Genomic DNA, 5,828 nt, shown 5'->3' with positions numbered 1-5,828 from the left:
ACGTGGTGCGCGGTCGCGTAGTCGACCAGATGCCAGAAGTCCGGCCGCACGGTCGGCTCGCCGCCGCCGACGTTGACGTAGAAGACCTGCATCCGCTCGAGCTCGTCGATCACCGCCTCGCACTCGGCGGTGGCGAGCTCCCGCGGGTCACGGCGCCCCGAGCTGGACAGGCAGTGCACGCAGGACAGGTTGCAGGCGTAGGTCAGCTCCCAGGTGAGGCAGATCGGGGCGTCGAGTCCGTACTGGAACTGGTCGACCAACTTCATGGCGTGCGCTCCCGGATCATGTCGGATGCCGCCAGGGTCGCGAGCGCGGTGCGGTAGCTCGCGAGCTCCGCGTCCGGCACGCCGGCCCGGGTGCACGCCGCGCGGGCGGTCGGGGACTCGGCCAGGCCCGTCAGCACCTCGAGCAGGACCGGGCTCTTCAGGAACGACAGCCGGCGGGTGCCGAAGTGGTACAGCAGCGCGCCGAACCGCTCCGGCCGGACCGACACCTGCCCGGCGAGCGCCCAGGCGGTGTCGAGGTCGAACGGCCGACCGTCCTCAATAGACACGTCCTCAGTAGACACGCCCTCAGTAGACACCGCACATGCCGTCGATCGAGACCTCCTCGACGAGGATCTCGACGGCGACCTCTTCGGCGACCTCTTCGGCGGCGTCCCCGGGGGCTTGTTCGGCGGCCCGGTCCACGCTTCCGGTCTCGTCCTGCGACATCTCGACTCCCTCGTCCGATTTCGTCACACCGTGCCGAATCTCCGGTACGATAACGTCACCCTGTGACAGAAACAAGCCCCCGGCGCGGCAGGCCGCGCGGCACGAGCGCCCGCACGCTCGAGCTCATCGCGTTGCGCCTGTTCACCGAGAAGGGCTTCCACGAGACGACCGTCGACGAGATCGCCGCGACCGCCGGCGTCAGCAGGCGCACGTTCTTCCGCTACTTCGAGGCCAAGGCACAGGTGCTGTGGAGCGAGTTCGACCGCGAGGTCGACACGATCCGGGCCACGCTCGCCGAGACGCCCGACGGCCTGCCGGTGATGGACGCCGTGCGCCGCGCGGTCATCGCCGCGAACCACTACCACGCCGAGGACGTGCCCGAGCTGCGCATGCGCATGCACCTGATCAGCACGGTGCCCGAGCTCGCCGCGAGCGCCACGATCCACTACGACGCCTGGGAACGGGCAGTCGCCGAGTTCGTCGCCCGCCGCTGCGGCCAGCCCGCCGACTCCCTGCACGCGCTCGCCGCCGGCCGCGCCACGCTCGCCGCCTGCCGCGCGGCCTACGAACGCTGGTCGGCCCGCGCCGACGCCGACCTCACCGTCTACCTCGACGCGGCGCTGCGCGCGCTGGCCGCCGGCTTCGCCGACCCGGCGCTCGCCGGCGAGCCGTCCCTCACGGACCGTCGGGGACCGGCCCCAGCTCCTCGAGGGTGACGGCCGGGCCCGGCAGGCGGTCGGCACCGAGGAAGTGCACGAAGCCGTCGAGCAGCAGCTCGAGGTGGCGGTGGCTCAGCCGGTGGTTGTCCGCGGCCGGCACGCCGGGGATCGGCCGGGAGACCCGGATGATCAGCAGGGCGATGTCGCCGCTGGAGACCTCGGGCCGGATCGCGCGCTCGCGGTGCGCGCGGGCCACGAGCCGGTCGATGGCGTCCAGGCCGCGCCGGCGGGCGGCCTCGACCAGCCGGTCGTCCGGCACGTGCTCGTTGAGCAGCGGCATCACCGCACTCACCCGCAGGTCGACGGCCCGGTGCATGTAGCGGGCGAGCGCGGCGAAGGCGTCGCGCTCCTCGCGCAGCGCCGCGTCCGCCTCGTCGGCGGCCAGGCGCAGCACCTCGAGCTGGGCCTGCGAGTAGAGGGTCGCCCGGTCGGGAAAGTGCCGGTACAGCGTGGCGACGCCGACGCCGGCCTGCCGCGCGATGGCCTCCATCGGCACCGTCGGCCCATGCTCGACGACGAGCTCGACGGTCGCCCGCAGGATCTGCCCGCGGTTGCGGGCGGCGTCGGCACGCAGCGGTCGACCCCGCGCGCGCTCGTCACCCAGGTCGTCCATGATCTTCCCCATCGCGGTTCGTACCCCGATTATCCTGCGCGGGCGGCGCGGCGCGCGCCCGGCGTCGAGCCGGGCTCGAGTCAGCGGGCCAGGAAGTCGACCAGGGCGGCGCGCAGCTCGTCCGGTGCTTCCTCCGGGGTGAAGTGCCCACCCGGCAGGCGCACCGCCGCGATGTCCTCCGCCCAGCGGGTCCACACCGTCGGGGCGTCCTCCAGCTGCTTCTCCTCCTCCCCCACCGCCACCAGCAGCGGGGCGGAGATGCGGTGGCCGGCCACGCGGTCGGCCACGTCGTGCTTGCGGTCGAGGTGGAAGCTCGCCCGGTAGTCGGCGCACATGGCGGCGATCGTGTCCGTCGTCAGGGCCGCGAGGTAGGCCGCCCGCGACTCCGCCGGGATCGCGGACGGGTCGGCCGGCCACGTCTCGAAGACGTGTGTCAGGAACGCCTCCGGCGCGGCCGCGAGCAGCTCCTCCGGGAACGGCGCGGGCTGGGCCAGCAGGTACCACGGCCAGTACCCGAGCGCCGGTCCCCCGGCCATCCGCTCGAACTGCTCCAGCGTCGGCACCACGTTGACCACCGCCACCCTGCTCACCCACGACGGATGGTCCAGCGCCATGCGATAGGCGACCCGCGCGCCGCGGTCGTGGCCGACGACGGCGAACCGGTCGTGGCCCAGGCCCGCCATCAGCTCGACGAGCTCCGCCGCCATCTCCCGCTTGGTGTAGCCCTCGCCGTGCGGGCCGCCGGGCGGCGCCGTCGACGCGCCGTACCCGCGCAGGTCCGGCGCGACGACGGTGAACCTGCCTGCCAGCCGCGGCGCGATCGCCTGCCAGCAGACGTGGGTCTCGGGAAATCCGTGCAGCAACAGCACCGGCGGGCCCGAGCCGCCGTGTGCGACGTGGTAATGACCGTCGCCGACCGCGAGGCGGCTCTCCGCGAGCCCGGTCAGCGCCACGGACGGTCAGGCCAAGCGGATCTGGTCACCGTCGACCTTCACGCTGCGGTACGGCAGCGGCCTGGTCGCCGGCCCGCTGCGCACCGAACCGTCGTCGACCTCGAACTTGCTGCCGTGGCACGGGCAGTTGATCGTGCCGCCCTTGACCGCGCTCACCGTGCAGCCCTGGTGGGTGCAGATCGCGGAGAAGCCCTTGAACTCGCCCTTCACCGGCTGGGTGACGACGAGCTGCTCCTTCTCGAACACCCTGCCGCCGCCGACCGGGATCTCGTCGGTGGAGGCGAGCCCCTTCACGGGCGGCTTCTCGGCGGGCGGCTTCTCCTTCGGCGGTTCCTCGGCGGGCGGCTTCTGGTCCCCGCCCGACCCGGTCACGATCTTGCCGTCGGCGACCGAGACCTCCGTGGCCGGCAACGGCTTCTTTGCCGGGCCGCCCTTCACCGAGCCGTCGGTGATCGCGAACTTGCTGCCGTGGCAACCGCAGTCGATGGTGCCGTCGGCGACCTTGCCGACGACGCAGCCCTGGTGGGTGCAGACCGCCGAGAAGCCCTTGAACTCGCCCTTCGCGGGCTGGGTGACGACGATCTTCTTGTCGGCGAAGACCTTCCCGCCCCCGACGGGCACCTCGGAGACGGCACCCAGGACGGTGCCTTCCTCCGCGGCCGCGCCCTGCGGGGCCTGCGGCTCGGCGGCGGGCTCGGCGTACCGGGCGCAGCCGGCGGCCGCGCCGGCGATCACCACCGCGCCGGCAACCGCCGTCCGCCTCGGCACGCCGTGGGCGCGCGTCTCGTCCGCCATGGGATACCAGACCTCCAGATTCGACCGATTCGACAGATGCGGCTACAGGCCAATTCCGACGTTGGAGAAGAACCAGACCGCAGACGTCAGCCACAGGCCGGTCAGTGCCGTGAACACCAGACCGCCGATGACCGGGATCACCCAGGGCTTCTGGTCGTCGCGGGACAGCACGATCATCTTGCAGATGAAGATCCCGTAGAAGAAGCAGCCGAGCAGCGAGTGCAGCACCACGCGGGTGTCGACGCTCTGGAAGCCCAGCGCGTACAGGCAGTGCGCCGCCACCGGCAGCGAGATCAGCACGGCGAGCCGGCCGGACCACCGGTGCAGCTTGGCCGAGACCGGGCCGCCGCCGCGCACGCCCGGCAGCCGGCCCCACATCGCGAGCGCCGACAGCAGCTGCACGATCACCAGCGCGAACACCACCGTGGCGAGCCACGCCTTGGCGTGCAGACCGTCGGAGAACCCGGCCAGGTTGAGCGCCTCGCCGGTCGGCTCGTGGACCGAGCCGTACACGCCGAGGGCGACCGCGACGAGCGAGCCGATCGCCAGTGCGAGGAGAACCCGGCCGAAGTTGCCGCGGGGCGGCTCGTCCTCGTCGGCCTCCCAGCCCGGGCCGTCCCAGCCGACGCGCGGCGCGGCGACGTGCTGCTGGACGGGCTGCGTGGCGTCGGCGTCGGCGCCGTAGGGCTGCTTGTAGTGCGGCTGCGTGAAGTCGCTGTAGTCGGGCTGACCGTAGTCCGGCTCCTGCGGGTACTCGGGCTGGCCGAAAAGGTCCGGCTGGCGCCCGTGGTCGGACGTGCTCATCCCACGCATCTCATCTCTCCCCGACCTTGCTGTACTCCCGCCGACGGCTCACCAGGTGGTGTCGCCCTCGACCTGCTCGGCGTCGATCCGCATGCCGTCGACGGTCACGAACCCCTTCTCGGGATCCAGCTCGGGCGCGGGGGTCTCCCGGCCGCCCTCGTTGGAGATGCCGACCTGCTTGCCGTTCGGCAGGACGATCCAGCCGATCGTGGTCTGGCCGTTCTGGCCGCGGTAGAGGCCCGCGGGCGGCGGCGCGACGGCGATGGAGAACGGCACGGTCTTGCCGCGGAAGGTCACCTCGCCGGCGAGGCGCTTGCCCTTGAGCGCGCCGCTCAGCGCGGAGCCGCCGTTCTTCGAGCTGAGCTCCACCTTGCCGGCGTCCGCAGTGCCCTTGAGCCAGTCCTCGACGGCGGCGCCGTCGCACAGGTACGCCGAGGCCTGCTTGCCCTTGATCGCGACGGCGATCGCGAGGTCACTGGCGGTCGCGTCGCCGGAGTACATGACCTCCGCCGGGAACGTGGGCGCGGGCGGCGGCTTCGGCTTCGCCGGCTTCTCGGGCGAGGAGGGCGCCTCCGCACCACCCTTCGGCGGCTTGTTCGCCTGCTCGGGCGGGTTCTGCGGCGCCGGAACCTCGACGCCGGTCTTCTGGTCCGCGGACTTGTTCGCGACCAGGGCGCCCGCCGAGTTGGCCGTCATGAAACCCACGAGGCCACCCACTACGACTACGGCGGTGACCACCGGTCCCCGATGCGTCACGGCACTCTCCTCAGCTCGCGATGGTTAGATGAGCCGCCTCGGACTCATCCAGATACACGAGTGGGCGAGCCGGGCGGTTCACATCCGATCAAGGTTGGCGGCCGCTACAGGACGTCGAACGAGCGTATCCACTGCTCCAGCGTCAGCACCAGCCACAACTTCCCGTGAGGGGACCGATCGGTACCCGCGAACCCGGTGTTTACGATGTGCCAACCGTATCGACCGCCGGAGGTCGGCACACCCAGGACCAGGACGGGCAGACCGCCGATGGCAGCTCGCGACTTTGCGCTCACCGGGGCGCCGAGTGAGCCGAGACCTGACCCCACTCAAGTGCTGTTGATCGAGGACGACGACGGCGACGCGTTCCTCGTCGAGGAGTTGCTGCGCGAGGTCGAGGCCAACGTCGACATGCGCCGGGTCCGTTCGCTCGCCGAGGCGAAAGCCGCCCTCTCCGGAACCTCGTGTGTACTACTCG

Annotated in this window: 9 protein-coding genes and 1 pseudogene; 2 read left to right on the top strand and 8 right to left on the bottom strand. The window is 71.9% G+C overall.

Annotated elements, in window-relative coordinates; translation table 11 throughout:
* The 3 genes from VH969_RS33300 to mftA all read right to left on the bottom strand — a co-directional run.
* A partial coding sequence (locus VH969_RS33300) for a radical SAM protein (RefSeq protein ID WP_331981903.1) occupies nt 1-266 on the bottom strand: 266 nt, incomplete at its 3' end.
* Nucleotides 263-568, bottom strand: coding sequence for a mycofactocin biosynthesis chaperone MftB (mftB, locus tag VH969_RS33295; RefSeq protein ID WP_331981900.1), 306 nt, complete (start codon nt 566-568; stop codon nt 263-265). The genes VH969_RS33300 and mftB, both read right to left, overlap by 4 nt.
* Nucleotides 569-572: 4 nt before the next feature.
* Complete coding sequence (gene mftA, locus VH969_RS33290) at nt 573-713, bottom strand: mycofactocin precursor MftA (protein WP_331981896.1); 141 nt, start codon at nt 711-713, stop codon at nt 573-575.
* 62 nt (nt 714-775) lie between these two features.
* Between mftA and mftR the strand changes: the two genes are divergently transcribed.
* The gene (mftR, locus tag VH969_RS33285; RefSeq protein ID WP_331981893.1) at nt 776-1,429 is read left to right on the top strand and encodes a mycofactocin system transcriptional regulator MftR; all 654 of its coding nucleotides are present in this window, start codon (nt 776-778) and stop codon (nt 1,427-1,429) included.
* Here mftR and VH969_RS33280 read toward each other — a convergent pair.
* The 5 genes from VH969_RS33280 to VH969_RS33260 all read right to left on the bottom strand — a co-directional run bounded on the left by VH969_RS33280 (nt 1,389) and on the right by VH969_RS33260 (nt 5,353).
* Nucleotides 1,389-2,057 carry a TetR/AcrR family transcriptional regulator gene (locus VH969_RS33280; RefSeq protein WP_331981889.1) on the bottom strand — a complete coding sequence of 223 codons (669 nt, stop codon included), beginning with the start codon at nt 2,055-2,057 and terminating at the stop codon, nt 1,389-1,391. The genes mftR and VH969_RS33280 overlap by 41 nt on opposite strands.
* A 68-nt stretch (nt 2,058-2,125) precedes the next feature.
* The gene (locus tag VH969_RS33275; protein WP_331981886.1) at nt 2,126-2,998 is read right to left on the bottom strand and encodes an alpha/beta fold hydrolase; all 873 of its coding nucleotides are present in this window, start codon (nt 2,996-2,998) and stop codon (nt 2,126-2,128) included.
* A 6-nt stretch (nt 2,999-3,004) separates the two neighbouring features.
* Nucleotides 3,005-3,793 carry a Rieske (2Fe-2S) protein gene (locus VH969_RS33270; protein WP_331981883.1) on the bottom strand — a complete coding sequence of 263 codons (789 nt, stop codon included), beginning with the start codon at nt 3,791-3,793 and terminating at the stop codon, nt 3,005-3,007.
* Between the two features lie 42 nt (nt 3,794-3,835).
* Nucleotides 3,836-4,597, bottom strand: a complete 762-nt coding sequence (locus VH969_RS33265) for a DUF6529 family protein (RefSeq protein ID WP_331981880.1) — start codon at nt 4,595-4,597, stop codon at nt 3,836-3,838.
* Nucleotides 4,598-4,645: 48 nt separating this feature from the next.
* Nucleotides 4,646-5,353 carry a hypothetical protein gene (locus tag VH969_RS33260; RefSeq protein ID WP_331981877.1) on the bottom strand — a complete coding sequence of 236 codons (708 nt, stop codon included), beginning with the start codon at nt 5,351-5,353 and terminating at the stop codon, nt 4,646-4,648.
* A 267-nt stretch (nt 5,354-5,620) separates the two neighbouring features.
* Between VH969_RS33260 and VH969_RS33255 the strand changes: the two are divergent.
* Nucleotides 5,621-5,828, top strand: a pseudogene (locus tag VH969_RS33255) (hypothetical protein); the annotation flags it as partial.

Origin of the sequence: Actinophytocola sp. (assembly GCF_036555685.1) — a bacterium.
GTDB lineage: Bacteria > Actinomycetota > Actinomycetes > Mycobacteriales > Pseudonocardiaceae > Actinophytocola.
Note: the sequence above shows the minus strand (reverse complement) of the source record. Positions and strands in the feature narration are given on the sequence as shown.